The sequence below is a fragment of the Streptomyces sp. NPDC002176 genome, from assembly GCF_044903645.1.
Taxonomy (GTDB): Bacteria; Actinomycetota; Actinomycetes; order Streptomycetales; family Streptomycetaceae; genus Streptomyces.
In genome coordinates, this window is the sequence record NZ_JBJDQW010000007.1 from 358,715 (window position 1) to 374,892 (window position 16,178).

Consider the following 16,178-nt stretch of genomic DNA (forward strand, 5'->3'; position numbering starts at 1 on the left):
AGGGGTACGGAGGTGCGCTTCGCGCCCGCGGTGCCCCTCGCGCGCCGGGAACGGGTGTCCGGGGACCCCGGTCTGACCAGGGGAGTTGCCTCCGAGGGGGCCTGAGCGGTCGCTTAGTATGGCGGTGTCCGGGGGCGCGTGCCGCCCCGCCCGCCACGCCCGGGAGCCCCACCCGTGACCGCCGAAGCCCCGACCGCCCCCACCGTCCCCTACGGCCAACTCGTCCCCGTCGCCGTGCACTTCGACGATCTGGACGCGCTCGGACTCCTGCACAACGCCCGGTACCCGCTGCTGGTCGAGCGCGCCTGGACCGAGCTGTGGAACGCCCGCGGGGTCCGCTTCGACGGCGACTGGGCGGCGGCCGGTGATGCCTGCAACGCGGTCCGCGAACTCGTCATCGGCTATGAGGCGCCCGTCACCCGGCCCGGCACCTACGCCGTCCACCTCTGGCTGGAGCGGCTCGGCACCACGGGCCTGACCTACGGCTTCCGCCTCTGCTCGGCCGACGGCGCCACGACCTACGCGCGCGGCACCCGCGTCCTGGTCCGGCTGGACGCGGGCACGCTGCGGCCCGCGCCCTGGAGCGAGGGGTTCAGGCAGGCGGGCCGGGAACTGCTGCGGCCTGCCGACTGACCTCGGAGCCCCCGCGCTCGGCGGTGCGCAGCACGCCCGCGAACCCGGCCAGGGCGCAGGCCAGCACGGCCACCACGATGAACGACACGGTCAGGCTGGTCACCTGCGCCACCCCGCCGATCAGGCTCGGCGCGACCAGCCCCGAGGTGTAGGTGATGGTGGCCACGCCCGCGATGGCCTGACTCGGATTGGGCCCCGAATGCCCGGCCGCCGCGAAGCACAGCGGGACGACCACCGCGATGCCGAGGCCCATCAGCGCGAACCCGGTCATGGCCAGCGGCGGCCGGTCCGCGAGGACCACCAGCAGCCCGCCCACCCCGGCGAGCAGACCGCCCGTCCGGACCGTGCGCACCGCGCCGAAGCGGTTCACCACCGCGTCCCCGGCGATCCGGGCGACGGCCATGGTCAGCATGAACCCGGTCGTCGTGGCGGCCGCCAGGCCCGGTGAGCCGTCCAGCCGGTCCCGCAGGAACACCGCCGACCAGTCCAGGCTGGCCCCCTCCGCGAACACCGCGCAGAAGCCGACCGCGCCGATCAGCAGGGCCGAGCGGGGCGGCAGCGCGAACCTCGGCGGCGGCTCCTCGTCCTCGGCGGGCTGTACGTCCAGCACCCAGGCGCAGGCCAGTTGGCCCAGCACGGTGAGCACGGCGGCGGCCAGGAGATGGTGGACCCGGGCGTCCGAGCCCAGGTGGGCGGCGAGCGTGCCCGCCGCCGAGCCGATCAGCGCGCCCGTGCTCCACATGCCGTGCAGCCCCGACATGATCGACTTGCCGAGCAGCCGCTCGATCTCCACGCCGAGCGCGTTCATCACCACGTCCGCCATGCCGGAGGCGGCGCCGTACGCGAACATCCCCAGGCACAGCGTGAGCAGGTTCGGCGCCAGCGAGGGCAGCACCAGGGAGAGCGTCCACAGCGCGAGCAGCCCGCGCAGGGCCGTACGGCTGCCGAAGCGGTGACTGATCCGGCCCGCCAGCGGCATCGCCACGGAGGCACCGAGCGCCGTGAAGGCGAGCGCGAACCCGAGCTGGCCCGCGCTGAGCCCGGCATGCTCCTGAATCCAGGGCACGCGGGTGGCGAAGGACCCCGTCACCGCGCCGTGCACGGCGAACACGGCGGCCACGGCGTACCGGGCGCGCCTGACCTCCCCGGCCGGCCGACTCATCTCACCCATGCTCACGTCCCTCCCCAGGGAGTCGCCCGCTGTACCGTCCTCGGCACCCGCGCAAACTATCAGGGACCCTGCCTGATAGATAGAGTGCGTCCGGCAGCCCGGCCTCTGGGAGGATTCCCGTCATGCCCGCATCACCGAGCACCGCACGGGCCATCAACGACCGGCTCGCCCTGCGGCTGTTGCAGCAGGAGGGCCCGCTGACGGCGGGACAGCTCAAGCAGCTCACCGGACTCTCCCGGCCGACCGTGAGCGACCTCGTCGAGCGCCTCTCCGTCTCCGGCCTGATCCGGGTGGTGGGGGAGTCGGGCGAACAGCGCCGGGGACCCAACGCCCGGCTGTACGGCATCGCCGCCGACCGCGCCCACCTGGCCGCCCTCGACGTGCGCACCGGCGGGGTCCTGGTGCTCGTCTCCGACCTCGTCGGGCAGGTGCTCGCCGAGGTGGCCGTGCCCATCGACGCCGGGAGCGGCACCGGACCCGCCGTGGAGCAGGCGGTCGCCGCGGTCGAGGAGGCGGCACGGAAGGCGGGCCCGGACGTCTGGGCCGGGCTGCACACCGTCGGCATCGGCGCGCCCGGACTGGTCGACCCCGCCACCGGCGACCTGCGCGACTCCAGCGGGCTGCCCGCCTGGCACCGCAGCCTGGTCGCCGCGCTCCAGTGGCGGCTGCCGGAGGCGCGGGTCACCGTCGAGAACGAGACCAACCTCGCGGCCCTCGCCGAGCAGCGCGAGGGCGCCGCCCGCGACCGGGACACCTTCGTGCTGCTCTGGCTCGGGCACGGGGTCGGCGCCGCCGTCGTCCTCGACGGCCACCTCCGCCGGGGCGCCTCGGGCGGTACCGGCGAGATCGGCTTCCTGCCCGTGCCCGGCACCGGCTCGCTGCCCTCCGCGACCGACTGCGACGGCGGCTTCCACGCCCTGGCGGGCGCCGCCGCGATCGGCGCCCTCGCCCGCGAGCACGGGCTGCCGGTCGAGGGCCCGCTGGACGGGCCGGTCGCCGCGCGCCTGGTCGCGCGGGCGGTCACCGACGGCGCCGCGCCCGCCGCCCGCTTCCTTGACGCCCTCGCCGACCGCCTCGCCATCGGCGCCGCCGCCGTGACCGCGATCCTCGACCCCGGCTGCGTGGTGCTCGGCGGCGAGGTCGGCCAGGCCGGGGGAGAGGCGCTCGCGGCCCGGGTCGGCGCCCGCCTGAAGCGCATGTCGCCCCTGTCCACCGAGGTCCGCCCCGGCACGCTCGGCGGCACGGCGGTCCTGCGCGGCGCCCTCCTGACGGCCCGCGACCGGGCGCAGGACGAGCTGTTCGCGCCGTAGGACTCGGTCGCCGCTCAGCCGAACCGGCGCGCCAGGTACTCCTCGAACGTCCCCTTGCCCACCGCCTGTTCCGGTGCCAGATGGCCGCCCGCGCGGAACGCCCCGTACGTCCGCCCGAACAGAGGCACCTCCAGCAGACGGCGGCGCCTGCCCGTGGCGTCCAGGTAGGCGCGGGCCAGGGAGGGGACCGAGCGGACCTCGGGGCCGCCGATGTCGGGTACGCGTCCCGCGGGGGCGGCGAGCGCCAACTCGGCCAGGCGGGCGGCCACTTCGGCCACCTCCACCGGCTGGTCGGACAGGGCGGCCGGGAGCAGGGCCAGCGGGGGTGCGGTCAGCTTGCTCAGGAAGGTGACCATCAGGTCGTGGAACTGGGTCGTCCGCAGCACGGTCCAGCCGAGCCCCGACTCCTCGATGCGCCGCTCCACCGCGAGCTTGGCGCGGTAGTAGGGCAGCGGCACCCCGTCCACGCCGACGATGGAGATGTACACCAGGTGCGCCACCCCGGCCCGCCGCGCGGCCCGGATCAGGTGGCCCGCGGCCTTCTCGTCGCCGCCGTTCGGTGAGCTGGCGCAGTGCACCACGCACTCCACGCCCGCCAGTGCCGCGTCCAGCGCCGGGCCGCCCTCGCGCAGATCGACCGCGTACGGCTCGCTGTGCCTGCTGAGCACCCGTACCTCGTGGCCGTCCGCCCGGAGCTTCTCCGTCACCAGCCGGCCGAGTGTGCCGGTGCCGCCCGTCACCAGGATCGTCGTCATGCCGCTCGCCTTCCCTCAAGGGTCGGGGGCGGCCCGTGCGGCACGCCCCACGACCTAGGACGGCGCCACTCACGGGAATGTGACATGCGGCTGGGGTGACCCGGCGGCGGGCAAGGGCCTTCGTCACCGCCGCCGGGTCCGGTCGCACCATAAAAGGACTAGACCACTCCGGTCAATAGGTCCGGACCAACCTGAATTCCCTTGTGATGTGCGGGTGTTGTGCCGGGTGTTCACCCGGACGGTGTGCCTGTGAGGCAGCCCACACCGGTCACCTGTATGGCCGACGGGCGGGCGTGGCAGACTTGCCGTGTACCAGAAGCAGCGCACTCCGGGGTCGGTGAAAGTCCGAACCGGCGGTTACAGTCCGCGACCCGGCCGCTTCCAGCGGCCGGTTGACCAGGTGAAATTCCTGGACCGACGGTTAAAGTCCGGATGGGAGGCAGTGCGCGGCGGGCGAGCAGCATCCTGCGCGCCGCCGTATTTCCGGTCTCGTCCGTATCCGGACGGGTCCGTCTCGGCGTCGTGACCTCGGTGCGTTCCACCCGTCCATGCCGTCGTCATCGACCGGCCCCCGGAGTCCGTGCCCGAAGAGGCAGGAGGACCGGGGACGTGTTCACCGGAATCGTGGAAGAGCTGGGCGAGGTCACCGCCGTCGAGAACCTCGGCGACGCCTCCCGTTTCCGGCTCCGTGGCCCCGTCGTCACCGAAGGCGCCCGCCACGGGGACTCCATCGCCGTCAACGGCGTCTGTCTCACCGTGGTCGACCACGAGGGCGACGAGTTCACCGCCGACGTGATGGCCGAGACCCTCAAGCGCTCCAGCCTCGGCGCGCTCGCCGTCGGCTCCCGCGTCAATCTGGAGCGCCCCACCGCCGTCGGTGCCCGCCTCGGCGGCCACATCGTGCAGGGCCATGTCGACGGCACCGGCGAGGTGCTGGCCCGCACCCCGTCCGAGCACTGGGAGATCGTCAAGATCTCGCTGCCCGCCCACCTCTCCCGCTACGTCGTGGAGAAGGGCTCCATCACCATCGACGGCATCAGCCTCACCGTGGTCGAGGCGGGCCCCGACTTCCTCACCGTCAGCCTCATCCCCACCACCCTCGCCCTGACCACGCTCGGCCACAAGCAGCCCGGCGACCCGGTCAACCTCGAGGTCGACGTCATCGCCAAGTACGTGGAGCGGCTGCTCGCGGCCGGACAGGAGGCAGGCGCGTGAACTCGCTCAACACCGAGGCGTTCACCCTGTTCGGCCAGCACATCCTCTGGTCGGACATGATCGGCAACCTCTTCGGCCTGGCCGCGCTCGCGCTCGGCTGGCGCCGCTCCCTCCTGACCTGGCCGGTCCAGATCGTCTCCGGCCTGATCCTCTTCGCCGCGTTCTACGGCCACCTCGCGGGCAGCGCGGGCAAGCAGGTCGTCGTCATGGCCGTCGCCGTCTACGGCTTCTGGCAGTGGAGCCGCAGCCGGGGCAAGGCCGCCGACGGCCACATCGCCCCCCGCTTCGCCACCTGGCGCGAACGCGCCGTCATGGCCGCCGCGGCCGCCGCGGGCACCGTCGCCGTCGCGCTGCTCTTCACCGCGTACCCGTCGCTGTCCTGGGACCCCTGGCCCGACGCCTACATCTTCGTCGGCACCATCGTCGCCATGTACGCCCAGGCCAAGGGCATGGTCGAGTTCTGGATCGCCTGGCTGCTGGTCGACGTCGTCGGCGTCCCGCTCAACTTCGCCAACGGCTACGCCTTCTCCGGCTTCGTCTACGTGATCTACGGCGCGCTCGTCCTGTGGGGCATGCGCGACTGGTGGCTGCGCTCCCGCAAGGACACGCGGCCCGTCCTGGAAGGAACGCCCGCATGACCTCGGCACCCCCGCTGCACCCCGGTGACAGCATCGAAGAGTTCCGCCTCGACCCCGTCGAGCAGGCCGTCGCCGACATCGCCGCGGGCCGCCCCGTCGTGGTCGTGGACGACGAGGACCGGGAGAACGAGGGCGACCTCGTCATCGCCGCCGAGAAGGTCACCCCCGAGATCGTCGCCTTCATGATGAGCGAGTGCCGGGGCCTGATCTGCGCCCCCATGGAGGGCGCCGAACTCGACCGGCTGAAGCTGCCACAGATGGTCGAGGACAACACCGAGTCGATGAAGACCGCCTTCACCGTCTCCGTGGACGCCTCGCCCCTGCACGGCGTGACCACCGGCATCTCCGCCGCCGACCGCGCCACCACGCTGAAGCTTCTGGCGAGCGGCACCGCCCAGCCCACCGACCTGGTGCGCCCCGGCCACATCTTCCCGCTGCGCGCCCGCGAAGGCGGCGTCCTCGTCCGCGACGGCCACACCGAGGCCGCCGTCGACCTCGCCCGCCTCGCCGGACTCCGCCCCGCCGGAGCCATCGTGGAGATCGCAGGCGAGGACGGGCGGATGCTGCGCCTGCCCGAGCTGATCCCGTTCGCCCGCAAGCACGGCCTGACGATCATCTCCATCGCCGACCTCGTCACCCACCTCCGCGCCCCCGAGGCCGGAGCCGGGCGCGAGCAGGCCGTGGCCGCGCCCACCGTGCGCCGCGAGGCCGAGACCAGCCTGCCCACCCGCCACGGCACCTTCACCGCCTACGGCTACCGGGCCCCCGACGGCGTCGAACACGTCGCCCTCGTCCACGGCGACCTCGGCGACGGCACCGGCGTGCTCGCCCGCGTCCACTCCGAGTGCCTCACCGGCGACGTCTTCGCCTCCCTGCGCTGCGACTGCGGCCCCCAGCTGGACGCCGCCCTCGCCCGCATCCACGCCGAGGGCCGGGGCGTCGTCGTCTACCTGCGCGGCCACGAGGGACGCGGCATCGGCCTGCTGTCCAAGCTGCGCGCCTACGAACTCCAGGAGCGCGGCCGGGACACCCTCGACGCCAACCTGGAACTCGGCCTGCCCGCCGACGCCCGCGACTACGCGGCAGGCGCCCAGATCCTCGCCGACCTCGGCGTGCGCGACGTCCGCCTGATGACCAACAACCCCGACAAGACCGACGCGCTCACCCGGCACGGCATCCAGGTCACCGGCCGCGAGCCTATGCCGGTCCACGCCGACGAGCACAACGTCCGGTACCTGCGCACCAAGCGCGACCGGATGGGCCATGACCTGCCCTGGCTGGACACCCCCGCCGTGTCCACCTGCGGCAACCAGTAAGCGAACAGCGCGAACAGCACGAAGGAGCAACGTGAGCGGCAAGGGTGCACCGGAGATCTCCGTACGCAGCAACGTCAGCGACCTCCGGGTCGCCGTCATCGCGGCGCAGTGGCACGACAAGGTGATGGACGGTCTGGTGAACGGCGCCCTGCGCGCCCTGCACGACCTGGGGATCGACGAGCCGACCCTGATCAGGGTCCCCGGCAGCTTCGAACTCCCCGTTGCCGCCAAGGTGATGGCCGACCGCGGCTACCACGCCGTGGTCGCCCTCGGCGTCGTCATCCGGGGCGGCACCCCCCACTTCGACTACGTGTGCCAGGGCGTCACCCAGGGCCTCACCCAGGTCTCGGTGCAGACCGGCGTCCCCGTCGGCTTCGGCCTCCTCACCTGCGACACCGAGGAGCAGGCCCTGGACCGGGCCGGTATCGAGGGCTCCCACGAGGACAAGGGCCACGAGGCGGTCACCGCGGCGGTCGCCACGGCGGCCACGCTCCGCTCGGTGTCCGAACCCTGGCACTGAGACACCGCCCGGACCGCGTAGGGTGAGGACCACCATGTCCAATAAGACGTTCGAGGAGCTCTTCACCGAGCTCCAGCACAAGGCAGCCACCGGCGACCCCGCCACCTCCCGCACCGCCGAACTGGTCGGCAAGGGCGTCCATGCCATCGGCAAGAAGGTCGTCGAGGAGGCCGCCGAGGTCTGGATGGCCGCCGAGTACGAGGGCAAGGAAGCGGCCGCCGAGGAGATCTCGCAGCTGCTCTACCACGTCCAGGTGATGATGGTCGCCCGCGGCATCTCGCTGGACGACGTCTACGCCCATCTGTGATCCCTCGCACCCCACGTCCCACCCACCGCACCACCCCGTCACACGAAGGAAGCCGACCTCATGCTGCGCATCGCCGTCCCCAACAAGGGTTCCCTGTCCGGACCTGCGGGGGACATGCTGCATGAGGCCGGCTACCGGCAGCGCCGGGAGTCCAAGGAACTGCGGACCGTGGACCCGGTCAACGAGGTCGAGTTCTTCTACCTCCGCCCCCGGGACATCGCCATCTATGTCTCCTCCGGGCAGCTCGACATCGGCATCACCGGCCGCGACCTGCTGATCGACTCCGGCGCCGACGCCGAGGAGATCCTGCCGCTCGGCTTCGCCCGCTCCACCTTCCACTTCGCCGCCAAGCCCGGCACCGCGGGCAGCGCGGCCGACCTCAAGGGCCGCACGGTCGCCACCTCCTACGAGGGCATCGTCGCCCGCCACCTCGCCGACAACGCCATCGACGCCTCCGTGGTCCACCTCGACGGCGCGGTGGAGACCGCGATCGAGCTGGGCGTGGCGGAGATCATCGCCGACGTGGTGGAGACCGGCACCTCGCTGCGCAACGCGGGCCTGGAGGTCTTCGGCGAGCCCATCATGAAGTCCGAGGCCGTCGTCATCCGCCGTACCGGCGCGGACGCCGAGGAGCCGAAGGTCCAGCAGTTCCTGCGCCGCCTCCAGGGCGTCCTGGTCGCACGGACCTACGTGATGATGGACTACGACTGCCGGGTCGAGCAGCTGGAGAAGGCCGTCGCGCTCACGCCCGGCCTGGAGTCCCCGACCGTCTCCCCGCTGCACAACGAGGGCTGGGTCGCCGTCCGCGCCATGGTCCCCGCCAAGGAGGCCCAGCGGATCATGGACGACCTGTACGCCATCGGCGCCCGGGCCATCCTGACCACGGCCATCCACGCCTGCCGTCTCTGAGGAACCCGCACCAGATGTCCGAGCTTCCCCAGCCCCCCGCCCAGCCCGCCCTCCCGGTCACCTTCCGGCCGGAGCGCACGCGGGTGATCCTGCTCACCGCCGGGTTGGCGATCTTCGTGGTCGTCGCCGCCGTCGCCCTGCTGCTGGACATGGGTCCGGGGGAGCGCCTCAGCTTCATCGTCACCGGGGCCCTGATGGCCTGGGTGCTGGCCCGGCTGGCCCGGGTGAAGGTCGTCGCCGAGCAGTCGGGCGTCACCGTCGTCAACATCGCGGGCAGCCGACGCCTGGCCTGGGCCGAGATCGTGGGGGTCAACCTGCGTCCGGGCGACCCCTGGGTGTTCCTCGACCTCAGCGACGGCACCAGCCTGGCCGCGCTCGGCATCCAGCCCGGCGTCGCCAAGCAGCGCGCCATCGCCGACGCGCGGACCCTGCGCACTCTGGTGGAGCAGCAGGCGCCGCGCGATCCGGAGCTGCCCCGCCCGTAAGCCCCGGACGGCCTCAGGGACCCCTCGGGGTCCCGCTCAGGGGCCATTCAGGGGCGGCCACCCTTGCCGCACCTGCCCCGGTCTTGACTAATCTGTTGGCGGAGGCGTTTTCCACGCGCCTCCGCCTCCGTCGTGCCACGCCCGGCGCGCGGAGGTTTTCCCTGCTATCCGAGGAGTGACCCTCTCCGGCGATGGACGGATCGTCCTGTAGTACCTGCGCCGCCCCCAGCCGACATACCGCGGACCACCCGGCCCGTGGGCACGCGGAGGCGGCGGCATCATGAGCACCCCCCTGCTGCTCCTGGGAGCGGCCTTCCTGCTGATCCTCGCGAACGGCTTCTTCGTGGCCGCCGAGTTCGGCCTCGTCACCGTCGAGCGCCAGGACGCCGAGCGGGCCGCGGCCGAGGGCGACACACGCGCCCGTACGGTCGTGGAGTCGCTGAAGGAACTCTCCTTCCAGCTCTCCGGCACCCAGCTCGGCATCACCATCACCTCGCTGGTCGTCGGCATGCTCGCCGAACCGGCCCTCGCGGACCTGCTCGGCGGCCCCCTCGGCGCGCTCGGCATCCCCGAGGGCGCGGCCTCCGGTGTCGCGGTGGTCGTCGGCATGCTGCTGGCCTCCGCGATCCAGATGGTCGTCGGTGAGCTGGTCCCCAAGAACTGGGCGGTCTCCAAGCCGCTCCAGGTCGCGGGGTTCGTCGCGGGCCCGCAGCGCGTGTTCTCGCGGCTGTTCCGGCCGGTGATCTCCGTGCTCAACACGGTCGCCAACCGGCTGGTACGCGCCCTCGGTGTCGAGCCCGCCGACGAGCTGGCCTCGGCCCGCACCCCCGGCGAACTGGTCTCCCTGGCCCGGCACTCCGCCCAGGCCGGAGCCCTGGAGCAGGACACGGCGGACCTGTTCGTCCGCACCCTGTCCCTCGGCGACCTGACCGCCCAGCACGTCATGACCCCGCGGGTGAAGGTCAGCGCGCTCCAGGACTCGGCCACCGCCGAGGACGTCGTCAACCTCACCCGGGCCACCGGCCTGTCCCGCTTCCCCGTCTACCGGGAGAAGATCGACGAGATCGTCGGTATGGTCCACCTCAAGGACGCCCTGGCGGTCCCGGCGCACGAGCGCCTGCGTACGCCGGTCGCCCGGATCGCCGGAAAGGCGCTGCTGGTCCCGGAGACCCTGCCGGTGCGCCCCCTGCTGACCCGGCTGCGCAGCGAGCAGCCCATCGCGGTCGTCGTCGACGAGTACGGCGGCACCGCGGGCGTGGTCACGCTGGAGGACATCGTCGAGGAACTGGTCGGTGAGGTCCGCGACGAGCACGACCGCCAGGTCGTGCCCGAGGTCGCCCCCGCCCCGCCCGAGGACGGCCGCCCCGCCTGGGACGTGGACGGCGGCTGCCGTGTCGACGTCCTCACCCGCATAGGTCTCGACGCCCCCGAGGGGCCCTACGAGACCGTCGCCGGGCTCGTGGCCGATCTGCTCGGCCGTATCCCGGCCCCCGGCGACCGGGCCGAACTGCCCGGCTGGCGGCTGTCCGTGCGCCAGGTCAGCCACTACCGCGCCGAGCGGGTCCGCCTGGTCCGGACGGCCCCCATCGCCCAGCCGACGGAGGCCGCCCGATGAGCGTCGTCCAACTCCTCTTCGCCGCGCTGCTCGTCCTCGCCAACGGCTTCTTCGTCGGCGCCGAGTTCGCGCTCGTCTCCGTCCGCCGCAGCCAGATCGAGCCGGTCGGCACCGCCCGCGCCCGCCAGGTGCTGCACGGTCTGGAGCGGCTGCCGCAGATGATGGCGGCCGCCCAGTTCGGCATCACCGTCTGCTCGCTGACCCTGGGCGCGGTGGCCGAGCCGACCGTGGCCCAGCTGCTGGAGCCGGTGTTCGAGGCGGCCCATGTCCCCGAGGGTGTGATCCACCCGCTGGGCTATGTGATCGCACTGGCCGCGGTGGTCTTCTTCCACCTGGTCATCGGCGAGATGGTGCCGAAGAACCTGGCCATGGCCGCGCCGGAGAAGGCCGCGCTGTGGCTCGGCCCCGGCCTGGTGTACTTCGCCCGGATCTGCAAGCCGGTCACCGTGGCGCTCGGCGCCTGCGCGCAGGGCATCCTGCGGCTGTTCCGCGTCGAGCCCAAGGACGAGGTCGAGGCCGTCGTCACCAGCGAGCAGCTCAACCGCCTGCTGGAGGACTCCGGCCAGGCCGGGCTGCTCGACCCGGAGGCGCAGGAGCGTCTCGAGGACGCGTTGGAGCTGGGCTCCCGCCCGGTCACCGACGTCCTCCTCAAGCGCGAGACCCTCGTCACGGTGCCCCCGTCGGTGACGCCGGGGGAGATCGTCGAGCTGACCGCGCGCACCGGCTACTCCCGCTTCCCGGTGGCCGCGGGCACGGGCGCCTTCATGGGGTACGTGCATGTGAAGGACGTCCTCGACCTGGAGGACTCCGACCGCGCCGTGCCGCAGCACGTGTGGCGTCCGATGGCCACGATGCGGGCGGAACTCCCGCTGGACGACGCGCTGACCGTGATGCGCCGGGCCGCCACGCATCTGGCCCAGGTGGCGGACGCCTCCGGCCGGGTGCTGGGCCTGGTCGCGCTGGAGGACGCCCTGGAGCTGCTGGTGGGCGAGGTCCACGACCCGGCTCACCCGGACACCCCGGAGCCCGCGCCGAGGACGGAACCGGTGTCTCTGCGCCCGGCCCCGGCCCGGCAGCGCAAGAGCGGGGACCCGGAACAGGCACTGGCCACCTAGGCCACCTAGGCTCCCTGGGCCATGTGAGCCGCGGGGCCCGTCACATCGACGGGTCCTGCGGTGCCCGGCCCGACAGCACCTCGCCGTACGCCTGCATCAGGTCCGGCAGCCGCAGCGTGGCCAGGTCCTCGCGGGACAGTGCGCCCGGACAGATGGACAGCCGCAGATCCCGGTACGCGCAGCTCTTCTCGTACATCGTGCGCAGGAACCGGCCATTGCCCAGCTCGTCGATCCAGCCCTGGTCGACCACGTGCCCGGCGATGGAGCGCAGCTCCTCCACCGCCTCCTCGTCCCACTCGTCGCCGTTCTCCGCCGCGAGCACCCGGCCGATCTCGGTGAGTTCGGCGGGCCGGTAGGAGGGGAAGTCCACGCGGGTCGTGAAGCGGGACGACAGGCCCGGGTTGGCCGCCAGCAGCCGGTCCATGCCCTCGGGGTACCCGGCGAGGATCACCACCAGGTGGTCCCGGTTGTCCTCGGCCCGCTTCAGCAGCACCTGGAGCGCCTCGTCGCCGTACGCGTCGCCCTTGCCGTACCCGGAGTTGGACAGCGCGTACGCCTCGTCCACGAACAGCACCCCGCCGATGGCCGAGTCGATCAGCTCATTGGCCTTCACCGCGGTCTGGCCCAGGTACTCGCCGACCAGATCCGCCCGCTGCGCCTCCACCAGGTGGTCCCCGCCGAGCAGGCCCAGCGCGTAGAAGACCCGGCCGAGGATGCGGGCCACCGTGGTCTTGCCGGTGCCGGAGGGGCCGGAGAAGACGAAGTGCCGTTTCGGCGGCTGCACCGGCAGCCCCTGCCCGGCGCGCAGCCGGGCCATGTTCAGCTGCGCGGAGAGCGCCTTCACCTGCCGTTTGACGGGTTCCAGACCCACCATGCGTTCCAGCTCCGCGAGCGCCTCCTCCAGTAAGGCCGGATCGGTCGGCCCGGCCGGCAGGTGTGAGGCGGTGACACCGCTCTTCACCCGGACCGTGCGGTCCGGCACCGTGGGGAGCGGCCCGGTCGGCAGATCGGGCTCGGAGAGCCTGAGATCGCGGCCCTCGGTGCCGAACAGCGGGTCGAGGGTGTCGGGGCCGTCCATCGTGTCCTGTCCGGCGCCGGACAGGGTGATCGCCGCGAAGTCGGCCGGGTCGTCGTACCCGTCGCCCTCGGCGATGGCGGCGAGCCGGGCCGAGGTGTCCATGAAGGCCGGGTCGACCCGGTGCACGGCCCGGTACAGCGGCAGCGCGGCGGCGCTGCGGCCGGTGCCCTCGTGGGCGCGGGCCAGCCAGTACCGCAGTTCCTTGCGCTGCGGCTGCTCGCTGCGGCAGCGCATCAGGGCGGCCGCGAGCAGCGGTTCGGCCTGCCCGAACGTCTCCAGCCGGACCCGGGCCATGCCGCCGAACAGGCCCGCCTCTATCCCGAGCAGCGGGTCGTCCAGCAGCGGGTCGGTGTGCCGGACCAGTTGGTCCCAGTCCTTGACCAGATAGGCGCGGCAGGCGTGCAGGAACCGCACCTGCGGGTCGGTGTCCACGGGTGGCAGCCCGGCCAGCGCCCGGTCCAGCTCCGGCACATGGCGGCCGTCCAGCCAGTGCGAGGCGTGCGCCAGCAGCAGGTCGCGGGGGCTCTCCAGCACCGGCTGCACCCACCAGCCGAGCCAGTACCAGGAGTTGAGGGCGCGGCGGTGCCGGGCGCGCTGCTCGCCGAAGCGGTCGCGGTGCCGGAACATCCTCAGCAGCGCGGTGGTCGTGTCGACCCGGAGCGCGTGCAGTCCGAGCCAGGCGTCGGCCATCCCCGGGTCCATCCGCGCCGCGGCGCGGAACTCCTCCTCCGCCTGCGGATAGGCGCCCATCGTGTAGGCGTCCACGCCTCGCAGCCAGGCGAGGTCGGCCGGGGCCTCGGGGCCCTGCGTGCCGAAGTCCATCACGTCCCCCACGAACCGTGCCCCCCGTTGGTTGCCCGCCGGGCAGGCGCTCGGCGGTCTCCGCGGTCGAACCGCGCTACCGCGAACCGGAGTTGCAGGTGCGCGAGGCAGCCGCTCGAAGGTCGCACCGAGGGCATCGTACCCGTGGGGAGACCGGCTGCCGAAGGGTGCCGCAGACGGTGTTTGACGAGGTGGGAGCATGCGGGGCGCACGGGGCGCGGTCACCGAGGGTGATCAGATCGGTGCGTCCGGCTCCCCGGAAACCGGCTCGGGGCAGTACGAAGCCCCCGATCACGGGGGAACGATCGGGGGCTTCGTGTCTTCGGACGGTCCGCGAAGGACTGTGTGTAGAGAACGTAAGACCTGGATGGGCGCCGGGTCAAGCCGAGTTGGGGGCCTGAACGAACTTCCGATGTCGCCGTCTTCACAAGTTCAGCACACAGCCGTGGGGTCATCACCGTGAGTGATGAATCAGGTGGGGTGAGCCCGTTCAGAGTCCGGTCAGAGGGGGCTCGCGGGTCCGGGCAGCACCTCGTACCCCTCCGGTGTCGCGGACACCAGGAGGTGCGCGTGGGGGCGCGAGGGGTCGGTGGCGAAGTGCGCGCGCTCCGCCGCGGTCCAGCCGTCCCAGAACTCCCGCTGCGCGGCGCCGTCCCGGCGGCGGCCGCGCGCCCAGGACTCCCGCGCGGGCAGCTCCATCCACAGCAGCGCCGCGAGGTGTGGGCGCAGCTCCCGGCGTCCCGCGCCCACGCCCTCGACCAGGATCACCGGGGCGGGCGGCAGGACGCGGGGCGGGCCGAAGGCGCGCAGGTTCCAGTCGTAGGGGGCGTACCGCGCGCTCTCGCCCCGGCCCAGCGGCTCGATCACCTGGGCGGTGAACCGGCCGGTCCAGGCGAAGAGTTCGGCATGGCTGGCGATGTCGTCCAGGTGCAGCACCGGAGCCCCGCCGAGCGCGGCGGCCAGCCGTCCGGCGAAGGTCGACTTCCCGGAGCCCGCGTGCCCGTCGACGCCGACCAGCCGGACCGGCCCCAGCGACGGGGGGAGGCCGCGCAGGCGGCCGGCGAGGTCGTGAATGGCGATTCCTGAGGTGTGGTGCGGTGTGGGGGAGTTCTGCCGGAAACAGTCTAGTAGGGGCCGATGGGGGGCGTACTCGGCGGCCGGAAAAACGCGACTTCCCGAACCGCCCGCTGACCGAAGGTCAAACGGTGGAGATTTTCCCTCGGAATCCGCCGACCGATATGTGAAATTAGGCGTTCCAGGTGCGTCGGCCGGTGAGTAAGGTGCGTCCTGCACAACTGCGACGCGTCGTATCGGGACGGACAGGGGAGCATGGCCGCGGAGTTATTCGAGGGGCAGTACGTCTGGCACCCGGCGGCCGACGACCGCGTCCTGGCGAGCGTCTGCGTCGATGTCCGCGCCGGACGTCATCGCTACGCCTACGAGGCCCTCGCCGAGACCCGGTCCGATTTCGCGCTGCGCGCCCACCGCTCGCTGGTGCTGGCCTCGGAGGCGTCCGGCACCGACCTCGTGGAGCGCTGGCTCGCCGAGGAACCGTCGCCCGAGGCCGCGCTGATGTGGGCCCGGGTGGCCGTGCAGCGCGCGATGCGGGCCGCCGACGCGCGCGACGAGCGCGCCGAGGCGCTGGAGCGGATCGCGCTGACCGCCTGCGAACGCGCCGCCGCCCTCGCCCCCGGCGACCCCACGCCCTGGGTCGCCAAGCTGGCCATGGCCCGGCTGCACCAACTGCGCGAACCGGCACCGCAGGGCCTGCTCACCGCGCCGCCCGGCCCCTGGCGGCTGTTCGCCCACATCCTGTCCCTGGACCCCTGGCACCGCGAGGGCCACCACCGCTTCCTCTCCTTCTTCTTCACCCGGCACGGCGGCTCGGTCAACGCCGCCTGGGACGTGGCCGCCTTCCTCAGCCAGCGCGCGCCCGCCGACTCCGCGCTCCGGCTGCTGCCGCTGGTCGCGCTGGTGGAGAGCTACAACCCGACCCAGCTCCTCGCCGACCGGGTCTGGGAGCAGCCGCAGTGGCGTTCCACCGCGCTGGCCGCCTACCGCAACTGGCTGCCCGCGGTGGCCGGCCGCCGCTTCACCCCGGTGCTCGACCTGGCCTACCTCGCGCACGCGCTGGTCATGGGCCAGAGCGAGTTCGAGGCCCGCGCGGTCTTCGCGGCGATGGGCCCGTACGCCTCGCGCATGCCCTGGAGCGCCTTCGGTGACCCCGCCGAGCAGCTCTCCCGCGCCCGGCGCGCCTGCGGTCTGCCCGTCCCCGGGCCCGCCTGAGAC

Annotated in this window: 16 protein-coding genes and 1 riboswitch; of the genes, 12 read left to right on the top strand and 4 right to left on the bottom strand. The window is 73.0% G+C overall.

Annotation, left to right across the window (positions count from 1 at the left end):
- The first annotated feature begins 174 nt into the window (after positions 1-174).
- A complete protein-coding gene (locus ACI2LY_RS29705; protein ID WP_404709805.1) occupies positions 175-633 on the top strand; it encodes an acyl-CoA thioesterase in 459 nt (152 codons plus the stop codon).
- On the opposite strand, the gene ACI2LY_RS29710 is transcribed toward ACI2LY_RS29705, so the two are convergent.
- Complete coding sequence (locus ACI2LY_RS29710) at positions 593-1,804, bottom strand: MFS transporter (protein ID WP_404709806.1); 1,212 nt, start codon at positions 1,802-1,804, stop codon at positions 593-595. The two genes, ACI2LY_RS29705 and ACI2LY_RS29710, sit on opposite strands and share 41 nt — an antisense overlap.
- Before the next feature lie 122 nt (positions 1,805-1,926).
- Between ACI2LY_RS29710 and ACI2LY_RS29715 the strand changes: the two genes are divergently transcribed.
- The gene (locus ACI2LY_RS29715) at positions 1,927-3,114 is read left to right on the top strand and encodes an ROK family transcriptional regulator (protein WP_404709807.1); all 1,188 of its coding nucleotides are present in this window, start codon (positions 1,927-1,929) and stop codon (positions 3,112-3,114) included.
- 14 nt (positions 3,115-3,128) lie between these two features.
- Here the strand turns inward: ACI2LY_RS29715 and ACI2LY_RS29720 are convergent, their stop codons facing one another.
- Complete coding sequence (locus ACI2LY_RS29720) at positions 3,129-3,869, bottom strand: SDR family oxidoreductase (RefSeq protein WP_404709808.1); 741 nt, start codon at positions 3,867-3,869, stop codon at positions 3,129-3,131.
- A gap of 319 nt (positions 3,870-4,188) precedes the next feature.
- A riboswitch (FMN riboswitch) is annotated at positions 4,189-4,319 on the top strand.
- A gap of 159 nt (positions 4,320-4,478) precedes the next feature.
- On the opposite strand from ACI2LY_RS29720, the gene ACI2LY_RS29725 reads away from it, so the two are divergent.
- From ACI2LY_RS29725 to ACI2LY_RS29765, 9 genes are all read left to right on the top strand, one after another.
- Positions 4,479-5,084 carry a riboflavin synthase gene (locus tag ACI2LY_RS29725; protein WP_404709809.1) on the top strand — a complete coding sequence of 202 codons (606 nt, stop codon included), beginning with the start codon at positions 4,479-4,481 and terminating at the stop codon, positions 5,082-5,084.
- A complete protein-coding gene (locus ACI2LY_RS29730) occupies positions 5,081-5,722 on the top strand; it encodes a nicotinamide riboside transporter PnuC (protein ID WP_404709810.1) in 642 nt (213 codons plus the stop codon). The genes ACI2LY_RS29725 and ACI2LY_RS29730 overlap by 4 nt, the downstream gene beginning before the upstream one ends.
- A complete protein-coding gene (locus tag ACI2LY_RS29735; protein WP_404709811.1) occupies positions 5,719-7,038 on the top strand; it encodes a bifunctional 3,4-dihydroxy-2-butanone-4-phosphate synthase/GTP cyclohydrolase II in 1,320 nt (439 codons plus the stop codon). The genes ACI2LY_RS29730 and ACI2LY_RS29735 overlap by 4 nt, the downstream gene beginning before the upstream one ends.
- A 31-nt stretch (positions 7,039-7,069) precedes the next feature.
- A complete protein-coding gene (ribH, locus tag ACI2LY_RS29740) occupies positions 7,070-7,558 on the top strand; it encodes a 6,7-dimethyl-8-ribityllumazine synthase (RefSeq protein ID WP_404709812.1) in 489 nt (162 codons plus the stop codon).
- 34 nt (positions 7,559-7,592) lie between these two features.
- Positions 7,593-7,865, top strand: a complete 273-nt coding sequence (locus ACI2LY_RS29745) for a phosphoribosyl-ATP diphosphatase (protein WP_006378313.1) — start codon at positions 7,593-7,595, stop codon at positions 7,863-7,865.
- A gap of 60 nt (positions 7,866-7,925) precedes the next feature.
- Entirely contained in the window at positions 7,926-8,774 is an 849-nt protein-coding gene (hisG, locus tag ACI2LY_RS29750; protein ID WP_404709813.1) for an ATP phosphoribosyltransferase, read from the top strand.
- A gap of 14 nt (positions 8,775-8,788) precedes the next feature.
- Positions 8,789-9,259: a PH domain-containing protein gene (locus tag ACI2LY_RS29755; protein ID WP_389004581.1), complete on the top strand. Its 471-nt coding sequence runs from the start codon at positions 8,789-8,791 to the stop codon at positions 9,257-9,259.
- Between the two features lie 280 nt (positions 9,260-9,539).
- Positions 9,540-10,874, top strand: a complete 1,335-nt coding sequence (locus tag ACI2LY_RS29760) for a hemolysin family protein (protein WP_404709814.1) — start codon at positions 9,540-9,542, stop codon at positions 10,872-10,874.
- Positions 10,871-11,989 carry a hemolysin family protein gene (locus ACI2LY_RS29765; protein ID WP_404709815.1) on the top strand — a complete coding sequence of 373 codons (1,119 nt, stop codon included), beginning with the start codon at positions 10,871-10,873 and terminating at the stop codon, positions 11,987-11,989. The genes ACI2LY_RS29760 and ACI2LY_RS29765 overlap by 4 nt, the downstream gene beginning before the upstream one ends.
- A gap of 40 nt (positions 11,990-12,029) precedes the next feature.
- Here ACI2LY_RS29765 and ACI2LY_RS29770 read toward each other — a convergent pair whose 3' ends face one another.
- Positions 12,030-13,889 (bottom strand): AAA family ATPase, encoded by a 1,860-nt coding sequence (locus tag ACI2LY_RS29770; protein ID WP_404709867.1) that lies wholly within the window; start codon positions 13,887-13,889, stop codon positions 12,030-12,032.
- Positions 13,890-14,390: 501 nt separating this feature from the next.
- Positions 14,391-14,963 carry a uridine kinase gene (locus ACI2LY_RS29775; RefSeq protein ID WP_404709868.1) on the bottom strand — a complete coding sequence of 191 codons (573 nt, stop codon included), beginning with the start codon at positions 14,961-14,963 and terminating at the stop codon, positions 14,391-14,393.
- 255 nt (positions 14,964-15,218) lie between these two features.
- Here ACI2LY_RS29775 and ACI2LY_RS29780 point away from each other — a divergent pair, with 255 nt between their 5' ends.
- The gene (locus tag ACI2LY_RS29780; protein ID WP_404709816.1) at positions 15,219-16,175 is read left to right on the top strand and encodes a hypothetical protein; all 957 of its coding nucleotides are present in this window, start codon (positions 15,219-15,221) and stop codon (positions 16,173-16,175) included.
- Positions 16,176-16,178 lie beyond the last annotated feature (3 nt).